Origin of the sequence: Micromonospora sp. NPDC053740 (assembly GCF_040677775.1) — a bacterium.
In the GTDB taxonomy this organism is placed as follows: domain Bacteria; phylum Actinomycetota; class Actinomycetes; order Mycobacteriales; family Micromonosporaceae; genus Micromonospora; species Micromonospora alfalfae.
This window is the reverse complement of sequence record NZ_JBFASO010000006.1, coordinates 127,686-144,525: the sequence shown is the minus strand read 5'-3', so window position 1 is coordinate 144,525 and position 16,840 is coordinate 127,686. Positions and strand designations below refer to the sequence as shown.

General features: G+C 72.1%; 12 protein-coding genes. 8 read left to right on the top strand and 4 right to left on the bottom strand.

What is annotated here, in order from left to right:
* Window positions 1–17: 17 nt before the first annotated feature.
* Window positions 18–1,754: a hypothetical protein gene (locus AB0K35_RS17810; protein ID WP_363886308.1), complete on the bottom strand. Its 1,737-nt coding sequence runs from the start codon at window positions 1,752–1,754 to the stop codon at window positions 18–20.
* Between the two features lie 365 nt (window positions 1,755–2,119).
* On the opposite strand from AB0K35_RS17810, the gene pseB reads away from it, so the two are divergent.
* From pseB to AB0K35_RS17775, 7 genes are all read left to right on the top strand, one after another.
* Window positions 2,120–3,103, top strand: coding sequence for a UDP-N-acetylglucosamine 4,6-dehydratase (inverting) (pseB, locus tag AB0K35_RS17805; protein ID WP_210816822.1), 984 nt, complete (start codon window positions 2,120–2,122; stop codon window positions 3,101–3,103).
* Entirely contained in the window at window positions 3,100–4,257 is a 1,158-nt protein-coding gene (locus AB0K35_RS17800; protein WP_363886305.1) for an aminotransferase class I/II-fold pyridoxal phosphate-dependent enzyme, read from the top strand. The genes pseB and AB0K35_RS17800 overlap by 4 nt, the downstream gene beginning before the upstream one ends.
* Window positions 4,258–4,267: 10 nt before the next feature.
* Window positions 4,268–5,116 (top strand): hypothetical protein, encoded by an 849-nt coding sequence (locus AB0K35_RS17795; RefSeq protein ID WP_238669331.1) that lies wholly within the window; start codon window positions 4,268–4,270, stop codon window positions 5,114–5,116.
* The gene (locus AB0K35_RS17790) at window positions 5,106–6,932 is read left to right on the top strand and encodes a class I SAM-dependent methyltransferase (protein ID WP_363886303.1); all 1,827 of its coding nucleotides are present in this window, start codon (window positions 5,106–5,108) and stop codon (window positions 6,930–6,932) included. The genes AB0K35_RS17795 and AB0K35_RS17790 overlap by 11 nt, the downstream gene beginning before the upstream one ends.
* A 5-nt stretch (window positions 6,933–6,937) precedes the next feature.
* Window positions 6,938–7,693: a glycosyltransferase family protein gene (locus AB0K35_RS17785; protein ID WP_363886571.1), complete on the top strand. Its 756-nt coding sequence runs from the start codon at window positions 6,938–6,940 to the stop codon at window positions 7,691–7,693.
* Window positions 7,690–8,847 (top strand): spore coat protein, encoded by a 1,158-nt coding sequence (locus AB0K35_RS17780; protein ID WP_363886568.1) that lies wholly within the window; start codon window positions 7,690–7,692, stop codon window positions 8,845–8,847. Before AB0K35_RS17785 ends, AB0K35_RS17780 begins: the two co-directional genes overlap by 4 nt.
* Before the next feature lie 160 nt (window positions 8,848–9,007).
* Window positions 9,008–9,643 carry an alpha-ketoglutarate-dependent dioxygenase AlkB gene (locus tag AB0K35_RS17775; RefSeq protein ID WP_363886301.1) on the top strand — a complete coding sequence of 212 codons (636 nt, stop codon included), beginning with the start codon at window positions 9,008–9,010 and terminating at the stop codon, window positions 9,641–9,643.
* Window positions 9,644–9,656: 13 nt separating this feature from the next.
* Here AB0K35_RS17775 and AB0K35_RS17770 read toward each other — a convergent pair whose 3' ends face one another.
* Complete coding sequence (locus tag AB0K35_RS17770; RefSeq protein WP_238669328.1) at window positions 9,657–12,470, bottom strand: BTAD domain-containing putative transcriptional regulator; 2,814 nt, start codon at window positions 12,468–12,470, stop codon at window positions 9,657–9,659.
* Between the two features lie 394 nt (window positions 12,471–12,864).
* On the opposite strand from AB0K35_RS17770, the gene AB0K35_RS17765 reads away from it, so the two are divergent.
* Window positions 12,865–13,392 carry a peptidoglycan-binding domain-containing protein gene (locus AB0K35_RS17765; RefSeq protein ID WP_363886298.1) on the top strand — a complete coding sequence of 176 codons (528 nt, stop codon included), beginning with the start codon at window positions 12,865–12,867 and terminating at the stop codon, window positions 13,390–13,392.
* A gap of 171 nt (window positions 13,393–13,563) precedes the next feature.
* Here the strand turns inward: AB0K35_RS17765 and AB0K35_RS17760 are convergent, their stop codons facing one another.
* On the bottom strand, window positions 13,564–14,082 hold the full coding sequence (locus AB0K35_RS17760; RefSeq protein WP_363886296.1) for a TrmH family RNA methyltransferase: 519 nt from the start codon (window positions 14,080–14,082) through the stop codon (window positions 13,564–13,566).
* A 251-nt stretch (window positions 14,083–14,333) separates the two neighbouring features.
* A complete protein-coding gene (locus tag AB0K35_RS17755; protein ID WP_238669325.1) occupies window positions 14,334–16,817 on the bottom strand; it encodes a DNA topoisomerase IV subunit A in 2,484 nt (827 codons plus the stop codon).
* Window positions 16,818–16,840 lie beyond the last annotated feature (23 nt).

Here is a 16,840-nt window from a genome sequence, read left to right as displayed (position 1 = left end):
CACCGGGATGCGGTGGGTCAGACCCGCCGCCAGGCGGCCCAGTGCTGCTCCGGGTTGCCGCCGAGTCGGACGAAGCCGTACGCCGCGCCGTCCCAGTCGTCGACCTGCCCCGGTGCCCAGCGGGCGAACACGACCTGCGCCGCGGCCGGCGGCTGTTTGTCGCCGAACCACCGGACGTCGCTCCAGGTCACCTGGTGGCTGAGGTTGAACCGGAGGACGTAGTGCACGCCGGTCGAGGCCCACACCCGCTCGCCGGGGCGTACGCCGACGTCGGCCACCCGGGGTGTCGGGGCGGTGCTCGCAGCAGTCGGTCGCACGATCCGTTGGTCGATCACCTGCATCGTGATGAGGTTGACCACCACGAGGGCACCGAGGACGGGCAGCCGCAGGCGGGGCAACCGGACCGTGGCGACGAGCAGCACGCAGCCGGCGACGCCGACCAGCGACCCGACCACCGGTCGTAGCTCCCGCCAGCCCCCGGTCAACGCCGCCAGGTCCGATGCGCTGAACCCGCCGTAGCGCAACCGGTGGCCCTGGCCGGCCACGTACGCGAGTCGGGCCGCGACCAGCGCGCCACCACCGACCAGCAACGCCACCGCGACCGCCGCCCGGCGCAGCACCACCCGCCACCCGGCGGTGAACAGCACCCCCAACCCGACCAGCAGCCAGAACGGTGCCAGCATCTGCACGTAGCGGCCGTAGATCGCGTCCAGCGGCTTGCCGGTGATGCCGGACAGGATCACCGACGCGCCGCCGGCCACCCCGACGGTCACCGCGAGCGCCACGCCCATCGTCCAGCGGGCCGCGTCGCCGTGCCGTGGACGCCACAGCTCGCGGACGGCACCGGCCCAGGCCACCCCGGCCGTTCCGAACGTGATCACGACGAGGTACCAGAGCTGGGTGGTGACCGCGGCGCTCACCCGGACCACGCCCTGGGCGGAGGCGACCGCGTCGAGGGTGCTGCCGCCGGGGGTGCTGCCGAGCAGGTAGACCTTGCCGCCGAGGTAGCGGATGGCGGCCTCGTTGACGAGCGCCATGGCGAGCACCGGCAGCAGCGCCGCGAGCACCACGGGCGGGCTGATCCGGCGGCGGACGAACAGCAGCAGGACCAACCCGGCGTGCACTGCCACGATCACCAGGCCGCGGGAGTGCAGCAGGTGGAACCCGCCGACGAGCAGGCCAACGGTGGCGGCGGCGAGCGGGCCGGGCCGGGTGATCCAGCGGTGCACGGCGAGCAGCCAGGCGACCACCAGAGGCGCCATCACCGCATCGATCATGGCGACGCCCGCGTAGAAGGCGGTGGCCGGCAGGGTCGCCGCCGCGACCGCGCCGAGCAGCGCGTACGAGCGGCGCAGCTGAAACAGGCGACGACCGAACAGGTACGCCAGCGGCAGCAGCGTCGAGTTCACCATCGCGTTGATCAGCTGGACGACCCGGTAGCTGTCGGTGAAATCCCGGTCCCCGAGGAACGCCGGCGAGATCAGCATCGGGTAGCCGACCCGGCGCAGCAGGTCGTTCTCGCTGCTGAAGCCCCCCGGACCGCCGGCCAACGCGCGGGCGGTGTTCAGGTAGCTGTCCTCGTCGGTGTGCGCGATCGGCAGCACGATGTGCCGGGACCACCACATGCGCCAGGCCACGCTGAGCACCCAACCGACGAGCAGCAGCAGCGGCACCAGCCAACGTCGGGCGGGCGGGCCGCTCGGCGTCTCGACCACCACCGCCGGCCGTTCGGTCACGTCACTACCGGGTGCCATGAACGCCTCCAGAATTGCCGGCCGTACCGGGCCCGCGCTGATCCGACGGGCCTGCCGGCCGGCGTCGGTGACGCCCGCTGTGGCCCGTTCGCACCGAGCCGGTGTGGATGTCGGGTGAACGTGGGTACCGGCTGCGCGCCGGGCCGCCGGGTCGTTCGCGCGGTCACTGTAGCGGCCCGATCCGGCCAGGTCAGCCCACATCCGGGGCGGTCGGAAGTGTTCGCCTACGCGGTGTTCGGCATTCACGGGAGCAGAGGTTGTGGTTCACCCGCGAGCGCCGGGGAGTTAACCCGCCATGGCTAGCGTGTCACCCCGGTCGGCCGGCCCAGGGCCGCTCGTTCATCCACGAACACGGGAGCACCACATTGAGTGAGTTGAATGGATCGTCCATTCTGATCACCGGGGGAACGGGTTCCTTCGGCAGGACGTTCCTCCGGCACATCCTCAACGAGGCCGACCCCGCCCGCGTGGTGGTGTTCTCCCGCGACGAGCTCAAGCAGTACGAGCTGCGCCAGCAACTTGGCGACGACCCGCGGCTGCGCTGGTTCATCGGCGACATCCGGGACCGGCACCGCCTCACCCGGGCCATGCACGGCGTCGACCACGTGGTGCACGCCGCCGCGCTGAAGCAGGTGGACACCGCGGAGTACAACCCCTCGGAGTACATCGCCACCAACATCACCGGCTCACAGCACGTCGTCGACGCGGCGATCGAGGCCGGTGTCAAGAAGGTCATCGCCCTCTCCACCGACAAGGCGTCCAGCCCGATCAACCTGTACGGCGCGACGAAGCTGGTCGGCGACAAGCTGTTCGTCTCCGCCAACCACTACGCCGCCCAGCACCCCACCCGGTTCTCGGTGGTGCGCTACGGCAACGTGGTGGGCAGCCGCGGATCGGTGGTCCCGCTGTTCCGCCGGCTGGCCGCCGAGGGCAAGAGCCTGCCGATCACCGACAAGCGGATGACCCGCTTCTGGATCACCCTGGACCAGGCCGTGCAGTTCGTCATGGACTCGTTCGACCAGATGCAGGGCGGCGAGCTGTTCGTGCCGCGCATCCCGAGCATGCGCATCCTCGACCTGGTCGAGGCCGTGGCCCCGGACGCCACCACCCACGAGATCGGGATCCGGCCGGGCGAGAAGCTGCACGAGGAGATGATCGCCCCCGACGACAGCCGGCGGACGCTGCGCGCCGACGGCCGGTTCATCGTCCAGCCGACCATCGCCACCTGGGGCTACCAGGCGCCGGTCGACTGCGACCCGGTCCCGGACGGCTTCGCCTACCAGTCGGACACCAACGACGAGTGGCTCACCGTCGAGCAGTTGCGCGACATGCTCGGCATCAACGGATGACAGAGATGCTCCCGTACGGCCGGCAGTCGATCAGCGAGGACGACGTCGCAGCCGTCGCGGACGTGCTGCGCGGCGACTGGCTCACCACCGGTCCGCAGGTCGACGCCTTCGAGGCCGACCTCGCCCGGTGGACCGGCGGGGTCGGTGTCGCCGCCGTCTCCAACGGCACCGCGGCGCTGCACGTGGCGTACGCGGCGGCCGGGGTGGGGCCGGGCGACGAGGTGGTCGTCCCGCCGATGACGTTCGTGGCGACCGCCAGCAGCGCTGTCGCCCTCGGCGCGAAGATCGTGTTCGCCGACGTCGACGACGAGACGTTCTGCCTCGACCCGGCGGCGGCCGCCGCCGCCGTCACCTCGCGGACGACTGTCGTCGCCGCTGTCGACTACGCCGGCCACCCCGCCGACTACGACGCGCTGCGCAAGTCGGTCGAGGGCAGCGACGCGCTGCTGCTCGCCGACGCGGCGCACTCGATCGGCGGGACGTACCACGGTCGGCCGGTCGGTTCGCTCGCCGACCTGACCACGTTCTCGTTCTTCCCCACGAAGAACCTGACCACCGCCGAGGGCGGCGCCGTCGCGGCGCTGGACCCGGAGATCCTGAAGCGGGCCCGCCGGTTCCGTGGCGTCGGCGTGGTCCGCGAACGCGACGACCTGCGTTTCCCGGACGAGGGCGGCTGGCACCAGGAGGTGCACGAGTTCGGGCTGAACTACCGACTGCCGGACGTGCTCTGCGCCCTGGGCCGCAGCCAACTGCGTCGGCTCGGCGAGTTCACGGCCCGCCGCAGCGCCCTGGTCGCCCGCTACGACGAGGCGCTGGCCGACCTGGACGGCGTACTGCTGCCGAAGCGCAGGTCGTGGGCCGACCCGGCCTGGCACCTCTACCCGATCCGGGTGCTCGACGGACGACGCCGCGAGGTGTACGACCGGATGCGGGCCGCCGGCATCGGCGTGCAGGTCAACTACATCCCGGTGCACTGGCACCCGGCCTTCGCCGACCTGGGCTACCGGCGCGGGTCCTGCCCGGTGGCCGAGTTGTTCTACTCCCAGCAGCTGTCGCTGCCGCTCTACCCGGGGCTCAGCGACGCCGACCAGGACCGCGTCATCGACGCGCTGACCGCCGCGCTACGAGGCGGCTCGGTGCGTCCCGCCGCCTGATGGGAACCTGATGCACCACGCCAACCACTTCTACGGCCACGCGCACGTACTGGCCCGGTACGCCGGCCTCGGCGACCGGCACCCACCCCGGATCAACGGGTACGTGCAGCACGGCTGGAACATCGGTGACGGCCTGGCCCCCGGCCACCCGTACGCCGAACGCACCCCCAGCCTGCTCTGGTCGGAGCAGACCCGCCGCCGGGCCTGGTCGGTGGGGCGACGCAACGTGGTCGTCATCGGCGCGCCGTTCAGCTACCTGTTGGCCATGCGACCCGAGGAACCACCTGTCGAAGAGCGGAAGGGCACGATCTGGTACCCGTTCCACGGCTGGGAGGGTCAGCACGTCAAGGGCGACCACCGCAAACTGATCGCCCTCATCCAGGACACCGAGCCCGGCCCGGTCACTGTCTGCCTCTACTGGCACGAGTACCGGATGCGCAACGTGCGCCGGCTCTACGAGCGCGCCGGGTTCCGGGTGATCTGCCACGGCTACCGGGGACACTGGTGGAAGGACACCGATCCGGAGTTCCTCGACCGACAGCTCACCGAGCTGCGCCGTCACCGCCGGGTAGCTTCCAACCGGCTGACCAGCGCGATCTTCTACGGCATCGCGGCCGGGTGCGAGCCGGCGGTCTACGGCGACCCGATGATCCTGTCCAACGAGGACCCCACCTTCGGCGGCACCGCTCGGATCCGACGGCAGTGGCCGCAGCTGCACGGCACCACCGTCGACCTGCCCACCGCTGTCGAGATCGCCCGCGCCGAGTTGGGTACCGACCACCGCTGCACGCCGGCCGAGCTCCGCGAACTGCTCGGTTGGGTGAACCTCCAGGAGGAAGAGGAAGACAGTGACGACTGAGACGGCACCCGCCGACCGGATCACCCTGCCGGGCGGCGAGATGCTGGCCTGGTCGGATCTGCCGCAGGAACGGCTGACCAACGGTGGGCCGCTCGCCGCGCTGGCAGCCCGGTTGGTCCCGCCCGGCGCCCGGGTCCTGGTGGCCGGTCCACACGACCCGGCGCTGCTCGACCAGCTCACCCACGCCGAGGTCACCTGCCTGCTGCGCAGCCACCCGGACGCGGTGGCGCTGGCGCACCGGGCCGCCCGCGTGGTGGTGGGTGGTCCGGCCGGGCTGCCCGACGACGAGACGTACGACGTGGTGATCGCGGCTGCCGGGCTGGACCCGGTGGAGTCGGTGGAGGGCACCCGGCTCGGCTGGGACGGTGTGCTGGCGCGACTCGTCGCCGCGGTGCGACCGGGCGGCGCGTTGCTGCTGCGCCTGGACAACCCCCTGGGCCTGCACCGGCTGGTCGACACCACCCCCTGGTACGCCCGCCGCGACGACTCCGCCTGGGTGATCGGCGGCGTGCTGGACCGAGCCCACCCGGCCAACCGGGACCAACTGCGCGAGCGGCTCGGCGCGGCAGGGCTACGGCCGGCCGCGTGCTGGGCCGCGTACCCCGGTGTCAGCACCCCGACGGCGCTGCTGGACGCCGACCACCTCGACCGGGACGCGGGCTCCGGCCTGTTCGACGCGGTGCTGCACGGCGCCTGCGCCGGGGGTTTCACCAGCGCCACAGTGCTCCAGGACCCGGCCCGGCTCGCTGTGGACGCGCTGCACGCCGGGCGCGCCGCCGACCTCGCACCGGGCTGGCTGACCCTCGCCCACCGGCCCGCCGAACCCACGGACCCGACCACGCCGACCGTCGAGGCGGACCTGCCGGTGGCCCTGGTGCAGACCGGTCGCCCCGGGATCGGCGTGCTGGAGGTGCTGCACGGCCCCTCCGGTTGGCGCTGGGGACTCGTCCCGCCCACCGACGCGACGACGCCGGCCGTCGCGCCGTTCGCCAGCCGCGAGGCCGCGTACCGGGACGCCGACGCGCTGTCCGGACCGGTGCCGTCCGGCCGGCTGCTGCGTACGTTGCTGCTCGACGCGGCCCTGCGCCGCGACCTGGCCACAGTGCGCGCGCTGCTGCGCGGGTACGCGGGCTGGCTCGCCGACCAGGCCGACAGCGACGGCCGGATCGCCGGCGCGGCGGCGCTGGCCGGCACCGACAACGTGGTGGTCGACGGCGAGCGGTACGCGGTGCTCGACCCCAGCTGGCGGGCCACGGCCGAGCTGCCCGGCGACGTGGTGCTCGCCCGCGGGCTGTGGCGCTTCGCGGCGGGCCTGCTCACCGGCGGGTACGCCCATCCGTGGTCGTCCACTCTCGACATCGCGGGCCTGACAGTGGTGCTCGGCGGACTCGCCGGCCACGACCTCGACCGGGCGACAGTCAGCGAGGCGGTCGAGGTTGAGGCGGCCATCGCCGCCGCGCTGCACGGGCTGGACGCCGACGCCACTGTCGGCCTCGCCACCGAACTACAGGCCGTCGCGCCGACCGACCCGCCGCTCGGCGGGCACAGCTACCAGCAGCTACGCGAGGCGTGGCTGCGCCAGCGCGAGGAACTCACCCGCTTGACCGCGCTGACCGCGTGGACCGAAGAGTTGCTCACCTCGCGGGAACGGGCGCTACGCCGGGCCGAGACGACGATCGGCCTGCTCAGCGGGTCGCTCAGCTACCGGGTGGGCCGGCTCGCCATCACCCCGGCCCGGCTGGCCAAGCGTGGTGCCCGCGCGGCCAAGCGTCGGGCCACCGCGGTGCTGGCCCCGAAGCAGGAGGAGCAGCAGTGACCGACATACCGCCGCCCGGAACCGCCGCGGGGCCACGGATCGTCGGCATCGTGCAGGCGCGGATGGGTTCGTCCCGACTGCCCGGCAAGGTGCTCCGCCCGCTCGCCGGACGCTCCGTGCTGGGCCGGGTCGTCCGTGCCGCCCGGGACAGCGGCGTCCTCGCCGACCTGGTCGTCGCCACCAGCACCGACGCGGTCGACGACGCGGTGGCCGCCGAGTGCGCGCGGCTCGACGTACCGTGCCACCGCGGGCCGGTCGACGACGTGCTGGACCGGTTCGTGGGCGCCCTCGCGGCGCACCCAGGAGACGCCGTCATGCGGTTCACCGCCGACTGCCCCCTGCTCGACCCGGAGATCATCACAGTGGTCGCGTCGGTGTACCGGGCGGTCCCCGGGCTGGACTACGCCAGCACGTCGATCGCCCGGACCCTGCCCCGAGGGCTGGACGTCGAGATCATCCGCGCGGAGACGCTGCGCACCCTGGGCCGGCTCGCCACCGACCACCACCGGGTGCACGTGACCTCGTACGCGTACACCCATCCGGAACTGTTCCGGGTGCTCGGGGTGACACTCACCCCGGACCGCTCCGCGCTGCGGCTCACCCTCGACACCGAGCAGGACTGGGCGCTGGTCAGCGCGATCATCGACCACTTCGGTGACGTCAGCGTGCCGCTGGCCAAGCTCGCCGACTGGCTCGACGGTCAGCCCCGGCTGCGCGCACTCAACGCCGACGTACGACAGAAGCACCTGGAGGAGTCCTGAGCGCCCTGAGGGTCGGATTCCGCTGCGACGCCGGACCACGGCGCGGCGTCGGCCACCTCGTCCGCTGCCTGGCGCTCGCCGAGGAGTTCCTCGCCCGGGGCGCCGACGTCACAGTCTTCGGCACCGTCGAACGGCTCGACTGGGCAACCGCGGAGCTGGCCGCGCGGGGCATCCCGCTACTCCCCGGCCCGGACTCGGCGGCCGAGCTGGTCGAGGCGGCCCGCCGACACCACCTGGACGTGCTGGTCCTCGACTCCTACGAACTGGACCCGGCCGGAGCCGGCGCCCTGCGCGCCGCCGGCGTCTACACCCTCGCCATCATCGACGGCGACAGCCGAGGCCAGGTCGCGGACCTCTACCTCGACCAGAACTTCGGGGCGGCCCTGCCCAGGCTGGGGCCCGGAGCGGAACTGCCGGGGCTGAGGTCCGGGGCGGCCCTGCCGGGGCTGGGATCCGGGGCGGAACTGCCGGGGCTGAGGTCCGGGGCGGAACTGCCCGGCCGGCTGCTCGCCGGGAGCGGATACGCCCTGCTGCGTGACACCGTGATCAGCGCCCGGCCGCCGGTCGCCCCACCCGCTGCGGCGGTCAGTCGCCCCCGGGTGCTGGCCTTCTTCGGCGGCACCGACGCGGTCGGCGCGGCCCCGGTCCTGACCCGGGTGCTGGCGGCCACCGGTCACCCGATGGACCTCACGGTCATCGTCGGGCGACCCGAGATCGAGGCGGAGGTCGACGACGTCGTCCCCGGCCGGGGGCAGACCATCAGACCGGTCCCGCCCACCACCTCGCTGCCGGCACTGATCACCGAAGCCGACCTGGTGGTGAGCGCAGCCGGCACGTCCACCTGGGAACTCTGCTGCCTCGGCGCACCCAGCGCACTGGTCTGCGTGGTCGACAACCAACGCGAGTCGTACACCCGGGTGGTGCGGCACGGCCTGGCCGCCGGCCTCGGCGAGCTGCCGGAGCTGACCGCCGCCGGCGTCGCCGGACGCGCCGCCCGCGCGACGGCGGCGCGGACCCTGCACGGGCTGCTCAGCTCGCCGCAGCGGCGCGCGACCCTCGCCGCGCGCGCCTGGTCCACCGTCGACGGGCAGGGCCGGGCGCGGGTGGTGGACGCGGTGTTCGACGCCGTACGCGCCGCCACCGTCCCGGGCTGACCGCGCGGCAGGCCAAGATCACGCCCGATCCTGGAAACAGTCCCCACGAAGGCGCGGCAGGCCACTACATCCAGGATCAAGCACGATCTTGCCGAGAAGCAGCCGGCCCGCACGATTCACCGCTAGCACGGGTGTACGAAAGTGCTGCTAGGGTGGCCGTATGACGCAGGCCGCCTACCAGCCGTCGATGCTCGACCTGGCCGACGCCGGGCCGACCCTGGGGCCGCTGCCCGGCCAGATCCGCCGGCACCAGCTCAGCCGGGGCGCCTGGGTCGACCACCTCCCCGGCTGGGTGCGCGGCTCCGACACGGTCCTCGACACACTGCTCACCGAGGTGCCCTGGCGTGCCGAACGGCGCACCATGTTCGACTCCGAGGTCGACGTGCCCCGCCTGCTCTGCTGGTACGACGCCGCGAGACCACTCCCCCACCCCGTGCTCACCGCCGCGCGGGCCGCGCTCACCGGGCACTACGCGCCCGAGTTGGGCGAACCCTTCGTCACCGCCGGCATGTGCCTCTACCGGTCCGGGCGCGACAGCGTGGCCTGGCACGGCGACACCATCGGCCGCTCGGCGCACACCGACACGGTCGTCGCGATCGTGTCGTTCGGAGCACCCCGACCGCTGCTGCTGCGCCCACGCGGCGGTGGCGAGAGCCTGCGCTTCCCGGTGGGCCACGGCGACCTGATCGTGATGGGCGGCTCCTGCCAACGCACCTGGGAACACGCCATCCCCAAGACCACCCGCCCCGTGGGGCCCCGGGTGAGCGTCCAGTTCCGCCCCCACAACGTCGCCTGACTGTGGCCCCTGACTAGGGCGAAATCAGACGTTCGAGGCGGCGGCGGACCTCCTCGGCTGCGGGGTCGCCCACGTCCTCATAGATTCGCGCAGCCAGGCGCCACGCGGCAGCGGCAGCGTCCCGGTCACCCATCCCCTCCCGGGTGTCTCCGAGTCGGATGAGGGTCTCCGCCTCGTGATACCGGTCCGCGGAGTCGCGAAAGAGTGTGATCGCCTGCTCGTAGCAGTTGGCCGCGCGGTCGCGTTCACCGAGGCGGTCGTAGGCGAAGCCGAGGCTGTCCAGCGTCGCGGCCTGACCGTTGCGGTCGTCGGTCCGTCGTTGCTGGTGGAGGGCCTCGGTGCAGCTGGCGATGGCCTGGACGTAGTCGCCGGTGGTGGCGAGAAGCCAACCGATCGCGTTGAGCGTCCGGGCTTCGCCCGCGTGATTGCCGACCAGCCGGTAGAGCCGCAGTGCCTCGCGACCGTGTGCGAGCGCCTCGTCCAGCCGGCCGTCCAGGTAGCAGAGTTCGCAGTAGTTGTGCAGCGTCTGGGCCTGGCCGATCGGGTCGCCGAGACGTTCGTGCAGCTCAAGCGCGCGCTTGAGCCGGTACTCGGCAGTGGTGCGGTCGCCCAGTCGGATCAGCGCGCGGGAGACCAGGCGGTTGGCGACGGCCTGACCGGCGAGGTCGTCGATCTTCTCCGCGGCGCCCAGCGCGACCTCTTGGATGGCGAGCTGGTCCTGCCAGAGGCCGCGCGGCGCCACGAAGGTGGTCAGCGCCCACGCGATCTGCCAGGCGTACGTTTCGAAGCCGTTCTCGGCGGCCTGTCGGACCACCCGGACCAGCACCCGATGCTCCGCCGTGAACCAGGCGAGCGCGCCGTCGTGATCGGTCACCGGTCGCCTGGCGGGTACGGGCAGCGGCGGCATCGGCTCGATCGTGGGCCACTGCGGCTGGAGTAGCCGGGCGGCCGGATAGGCGGAGTGCAGGTAGTGGTCGTACAGGCGCTGTCGGGCTGCGACGTGTTCGTCGCCGCGCTCCGACGACTGTGCGAGCTCGGCCGCGTAGGCGCGCAGAAGATCGTGGAAGGCGAACCGGCCGGGCGCGTGCTCCGCCAGCAGATGGAGCCGAGTCAGTTCCCGCAGGATCGGCGTGACGGCAGCGGCAGGCACACCGGCGAGCGCCGAGGCCGCAGTGGTGGTCAGGTCCGGGCCCGGATGCAGCCCCAGCAGGGTGAACAGCCGGGCCGCGTCCGCCCCCAGGGCCAAGAACGACCACGAGAAGACGCGCCGGACGTCGCCGTCGGCCAGGGCGTCCAGCCTCGCCTCGGCCGAGTGCAGTTCGGCGGCGATCGCGCTGAGCGGAAAGGTGGGATGGGTCGCGACGCGCGCCGCGACTATCGACAGTGCCAGCGGAAGCCGGCCTGCGGCCTCGATGATGTCGGCCACCGCCACCGACTCGGAGGCGAGCCGGCTGGCCCCGAGACGTCTGGCGAGCAGGCTTCTCGACTCCTCCGCCGTGAGCACGTGCAGTGTCAACGGCGTGGCACATTCGGCGGCGATCAGGCCGCCCAGCCGGTCACGGCTGGTGACCACGACCATGCAGCGGCCCGCACCGGGCAGCAGGGCGCGCACCTGGGCGGAGTCACGAGCGTTGTCGAGCACCAGGAGCATCCGCCGGGAGGCCAGCAGGCTGCGGTAGAGACCAGTCCGGGCCTCCATGTCGGAGGGTATCCGGGCGTGGGGCACGCCGAGCGCTTCGAGGAAGCCGGACAGGGCGTCGGGCGGGGACACCGCGCCAGCTTCGTCGTAACCGCGAAGGTTCACGTAGAGCTGGCCGTCCGGGAATCGGTCGGCAACCCGGTGCGCCCAGTGCAACGCCAGGGCGGTCTTGCCGACTCCGGCCATGCCGGACACCACAGAGATGGCGCCGCTCGTCGACCCCTCGGCCCCGCCACCCAGAAGCCCGTCGAGGCCCGCCAGCTCGGTGCTACGTCCAACGAACTCCGGCACCGCACGCGGCAGTTGCTCGGGGCGCTGGATGAGCGGCCCCACTCCCGTGTCCGGCGCCGGCCGGTCCGACCCCGTTGGCGGTTGCGCCGTCAGGCCCGGGCGGTGATGCAGGATGTCGTCGTACAGCGTGACGAGCTCGGGTGCGGGATCGAGGCCGGTCTCCTCGGCCAGCGTCTGTCGGGCCTGCCGGAAAGCATCCAGTGCGCCGGCTACGTCTCCGATGCGGTACAGGCCCACCATCAGTTGGCCCCACGCCCGCTGCCGCAGCGGGTACCGGTCGAGCAGGCCGCGCAACCGGTGCACGACGTCGGCCGACGCGCCGAGGGCCAGCACCGCCTCGGCGTAGTCCTCCTCGACGAGCAGCCGACGTTCCTCCAACTGCGCCACCCGCCGAGCCAGCGTCGAGCGCAGCGGCAGATCGGCCAGCGGTGCACCACGCCACAGGCGCACCGCGGCGGAGAGTTCGGCCTCGGCCCGGTCCAGATCGGAGGTGGCGAGCGCCTCGCGGCCCCGCGCCGCCGCGGCGTCGAACAGATCCACGTCCCGTTCGTCCGGGCCCACCCGAAGCAGGTAGCCGCCGGCCGCAGCGGTTATCCCGTCCCAGGTCGCCCCACCGCCCAGCGACCGCCGCAACCCGCGCACATAGGTGCGCAGGTTCGCGGCGGCCGACGCCGGCTCTTCGTCGCCCCACAGCATCGCGGCCAACTCGTTGGTGCCGACGACCTCATTCGGGCGCAGCAGCAGGGTCGCCAGCAGGAGACGCTGCTTCACCGAGCCCAGTGGAACCGGCTGGCCGTCGCGGTACACCCGGAACGGGCCAAGGAGTTCGAAACGCAACCAGGCACCTCACATGTGGGCGCTGCCATGTGCCGCCGCGCGTACAGCACCCGGACAAGCGGGCGAGTGGACGAGCTGTGCGTGAGTTGTGCGGCGGTTGTACCGGCCCCACCGTACCTTCTCCATGGGGGGACCCGGAGCGGTGAGGACGGTTCTACCGTCCTCACCGTCTCATCCAAGAGCACCAATCGCCAGACCTCGTCGCACGCCGATGACGCGAGGCCAGACGGGACCGTTCGTCCACAGTGGCGCGAGGCCACCTCGCCTCGTCGTGCCAGGTCTGACACCGCCGGCCGGCGCAACGCCCCAGCATCGTTGCGCCCTCGTGAATCCCGACCAGAGGAGATACATGTCGTCGCACCGATCCACAGGCCGCGTCCTCAAGAGAGTCGCGGTGTCCGCCATCGGCGCGGCACTGGCCATCGGCATCAACGTCACCATCGCCACGCCGGCCGCGGCCAGCGGCTCTTACACGGGCCGGGCGTTCGTCCATGGCACCGGCGCGGTGTCTGACGACTTCGATGACGAAGGCGTCACCAACGTCACCACGCACCGCAACTCGAACGTCGCCTGTCTCTGGCAGACCATTCTCTGGGCGAATGGTTACCTGCCCTCGTCCGGGGTCGACGGTGTCTTCGGCGACCAGACCGATGCCGCGACGAGGAACTTCCAGCGCGACAAGGGCCTCTCAGCGGATGGCTCCGCAGGCCGGAACAGCTGGACGAAGGCCGGCGACAAGCTGGTGCAGCACGACAACCAGAACGGGTGGCTGTACGTGGTCTACCACGGGGCGACGGGTTCCCGGAGCCCGTACGGCTCGCACCAATTCGTCCTACAGCGTTCGCCCGACGGGAACTACCGGTTCTACCCGCCGCAGGGCAGCGGCCCCTACTGGGCCGCCTACAACTCCCGCACCTGCTGACCTCGCCCAACCCGGCGGTCTGGCCAACCGAGCAACATCGCGAGTGGCCCGACCCCGCGTGGTGACCAGCGACCCGCACGGTAGGTCCGGGCGCGACAGAACCGTTGTCCGGACCTACCGTGCGGTTCTCCGGCCTGATCGCCACTGCTCCAGCGGCGACCGGGCGCCGTACTAGAGGAGGCCGGCCAGTTTGTAGAGGACCAGGGAGCCGGCTACCGCGACGTTCAGGCTGTGGCCGTGGCCGACCATGGGAATCTCCACCGCCGCGTCCAGCTGATCGAGCGCCTCGGGCGGGATGCCTGTCGCCTCGTGGCCCAGCAGCACCACGGTACGGCCCCGAGCGGCGGGCAGATCACCGAGCCGGACGGCCTCGTCGGCCAGTTCCACCCCGAGAATCCGGCTGCCGGCGGCCCGTTCGGCGGCCAGCCAGCGCAGCGGGCTGCCGACCCGGTGGACGCAGCCCGGCCGCCGTAGCGTGTTGCCTCGGGCCACGGCATCGTCCACCCAGCGGAACGGTGGCACGGCGAGGCAGGCGCCGACCGCGTCGCACGTACGCAACAGGGTGCCCAGGTTCGCGCCGTGCAGCGGCCAGAGTGGCGCGGCGATCAGGTGACCCCAACAGCGGTGTGGCCGGGGACGGCGGACGGCCCGAAGCTCACGCCTCGGCCGGACCCGGATGGCGGCGCTCACGCCGCACCGGCGACTCCGCCGGACAGAGAAGAAATCATGTTGAGGGGCGCTTCGCGGTGCACCCGGACCCTCACCGACAACAGAGGGCACCACCATACCGCGCTGACGGACGCCCCACCCCGCATGATCGTGCTCGATCCAGGATCGAGTGGCATCACCGCGTCGGTGACACCACTACGTCCAGGATCGAGCACGATCTTCGACCGACCTGGCACGCCGGACATGACCGGGCGACGGCGCAGGTGAGCGGGTCAGTCGCGTTCGATCAGGTGGCCTACCACCGTCGGGCCGAGCATCACCGCGAAGCCGCTGCCGTCGCGGCGTGGGTCCGCGGCGGGCAGCTCCACCGGGTCGCCGGTGGCGGTCGCGCCGACCGGTCGCGGGCCCACCCAGGCGACGGCGACGTCCGTCTCACCCTTGAGGAAGCGGTGCGCGCGCACGCCGCCGGTCGCCCGGCCCTTCGCCGGGTACGCCTTGAACGGCGTCACCTTGACCGTCGCGCCGGTGGAGGTGACCACCATCGGCTCACCATGCCCCGGGTCGTCGGTGCGCACCGCGCCGAAGAACGCGACCCGCGCCCCGGCCGGCAGGTTGATGCCGGCCATACCGCCGCCCTTGAGGCCCTGCGGCCGGACCAACCCGGCGGGGAAGCGCAACAGCGACGCCTCCGAGGTGACGAAGGTCAGCGTCTCGGTGCCGTCGGTCAGCCAGGTCGCCCCGACCACCTCGTCACCATCGCGCAGACCGATCACCTCGAACTCGTCGGAGCGCACCGGCCACTCCGGTGAGCAGATCTTCACCGCGCCCTGCCGGGTGCCCAACGCCAGCCCCGGTGAGCCCTCCGCCTGCCCGCCCAGCGGGGCCAGGCCGACGACGGTCTCCCCCGCCGCCAACGGCACCAGCTCGGCCGCTGACATACCGCCACGCAGTGACACGGTGCCCGCCTGCTCGGGCAGCACCGGCAGCGGCAGGACGTCGACCTTGAACGCCCGACCGGCGCTGGTCAACAGCAGCACCCGACCTCGGGCGGTGGAGTGCGCGATGGCGCGTACCGTGTCGTGCTTGACCCGGCCGTTGCGGCGACGCCCCTCGGAGCTCTCCTCCGACTCGGCCGCGGTCCGGGCGACCAGCCCGGTCGCCGAGAGGATCACCTGACACGGGTCGTCGGCGACCTCCAGCGGGCCGGCCGGCGCGGACGCGGCCAGCACCTCCTTCAGGTCACCGTCGACAAGCGTCGTCCGACGTTCGGTGCCGAACTGCTTGACCACTGCCGCCAGCTCGTCGGAGACCACTTTCCGGAGCACCCGCTCGTCGTCGAGGATCTTGCTCAGCTCGGCGATCTCGGAACGCAGCCGCTCCTGCTCGGCCTCCAGCTCGATGCGGTCGAACTTGGTCAACCGGCGCAACGGAGTGTCCAGGATGTACGTGGCCTGGATGTCGGAGAGGCCGAACCGGCTCATCAGCCCGTCCTTCGCCGCCTGCGCGTCGTCGCTGCCCCGGATCAGCCGGACCACCTCGTCGATGTCCAACAACGCGATCAGCAGACCGTCGACCAGGTGCAGCCGCTCCTGACGCTTGCGCCGACGGTACGAGGTGCGCCGGGTGACCACCTCGTACCGGTGGGCCAGGAAGACCTCCAGCAGCGCCTTGAGGCCCAGCGTGCGCGGCTGCCCGTCGACAAGGACCAGGTTGTTGACGCCGAACGACTGCTCCAACGGGGTCAACCGGTAGAGGTCGGCGAGCAGCGCCTGCGGGTTGACCCCGACCTTGCACTCGACGACGAGCCGGGTGCCGCTCTCCCGGTCGGTGAGGTCCTTGACGTCCGCGATGCCGGTCAGCCGCTTGGTCTTGGTGACCTCGTTGGTGATCGCGGCGATGACCTTCTCCGCGCCGACGCCGTAGGGCAGCTCGACCACTGTGATCGCCTGACGACCTCGGCTGCCCTCGATCGGGCCGATCTCCACCTTGCCGCGCATCCGCACCACGCCACGGCCGGTCTCGTACGCCCTGCGCACCTCGTCCAGGCCGAGCAGCACCCCACCGCTGGGCAGGTCCGGGCCGGGGACGAACTCCATGAGTTTGTCCAGGGTGGCGTCCGGGTGGTTGATCAGCCAGCGGGCCGCGGAGACGACCTCCGCCAGGTTGTGCGGGATCATGTTGGTGGCCATCCCGACCGCGATCCCGGACGCGCCGTTGACCAGCAGGTTGGGGAAGGCCGCCGGCAGCACTGTCGGCTGGGTCAGCGACCCGTCGTAGTTGGGCTCGACGTCGACGGTGTCCTCGCCCAGCTCACCGACGAGCAGCATGGCCTCGCGGGACATCCGGGCCTCGGTGTACCGCGAGGCGGCAGGGCCGTCGTCGGGGCTGCCGAAGTTGCCGTGCCCGTCGATGAGGGGCACGTTGAGGGAGAAGTCCTGCGCGAGGCGGACCATGGCGTCGTAGATCGCCGTGTCGCCGTGCGGATGGTACTTTCCCATTGTATCCCCGACAATTCGGGCAGACTTCACGTGCCCGCGGTCGGGGCGGTAGCCCTGCTCGTACATCGACCAGAGGATGCGCCGGTGCACCGGCTTGAGGCCGTCGCGGGCGTCGGGCAGGGCGCGGGAGTGGATGACCGAGAACGCGTACTCCAGGTAGGAGTCGGAGACCTCGGTGACCAGCGGGTTGTCGAAGACCCGCGCGCCGGCCTGGTCGAACGAGGAGAGGTCGACCTTGTTTTCCTTACGGCGTGCCATGACTCAGCTCTCCACTGGAACGG